Below are 953 nucleotides of genomic sequence, written 5' to 3'. Positions count from 1 at the left end.
GGCCGGTGACCGCCGGCTGGTGACCATCGGCCGGCGGCCCTGCCGTCGAACGCGCCGATCATGCCTTTCGGGCGCTCGGCGGCCCGGGCGCGGCCGGGCGGCTAGCCGACGATCTTCGGGTCGGTGATGATGACGCCGCCGAGCACGGCGTCGATCCGGGCCAGCAGGTCGGGGCCGAGCTTCACCCCGGATGCCCTGACGTTCTCGTGGACCTGCTCCGGCCGGGACGCCCCGATGATCGCCGATGCCACGTTGTCGTTCTGGAGCACCCAGGCCACCGCGAGCTGGGCCGGGGACAGGCCGGCGTCGGCCGCGACGGGCAGCAGGTCCTGCACCCGGGTGAGGACGTCGTCGCCCAGCAGCCGCTGGATGAAGCGCCCGCCGTTCACGCTGGTGGCGCGGGTGTCCGCCGGCGGCGGCTGGCCCGGCCGGTACTTGCCGGTGAGCACGCCCTGCGCGACCGGTGACCAGACGATCTGGGAGATACCGGCGGCCTGGGACGTCGGGACGACCTCGGCCTCGATCGTGCGCCACAGCATCGAGTACTGCGGCTGGTTGGAGATGATCCGGTCGAAGCCCAGCTCGCCGGCGATCCGCACCGCGTCCGAGATCTGCGCGGCGCTCCACTCCGAGACGCCGACATAGAGGACCTTGCCGGCCCGCACGAGGTCGTCGAAGGCCCGCAGGGTCTCCTCCAGCGGCACCGTCGGGTCGTACCGGTGCGCCTGGTAGAGATCGACATGGTCGGTGCGCAGCCGCCGCAGCGACGCGTGGCAGGACTCGATGATGTGCTTGCGGCCCAGGCCCCGGTCGTTGGGGCCGGGGCCGGTCGGCCAGAAGACCTTGGTGAACAGCTCGTAGGACTCCCGACGGACGCCGTCGAGCGCCTCGCCCAGCACGGCCTCGGCGCGGGTGCCCGCGTAGACGTCGGCCGTGTCGAAGGTGGTGATGCC

Annotated in this window: 1 protein-coding gene; it reads right to left on the bottom strand. The window is 72.7% G+C overall.

Annotated features, from left to right (window positions below):
- Positions 1 to 101: 101 nt before the first annotated feature.
- On the bottom strand, positions 102 to 953 hold an 852-nt coding region (locus tag NBW84_RS17505), incomplete at its 5' end, for an aldo/keto reductase family protein (protein WP_250285806.1).

It is taken from the genome of Protofrankia sp. CiP1_Cm_nod2, assembly GCF_920664355.1.
Lineage (GTDB): Bacteria > Actinomycetota > Actinomycetes > Frankiales > Frankiaceae > Protofrankia.
This window is presented reverse-complemented; position numbering and strand designations above follow the sequence as displayed.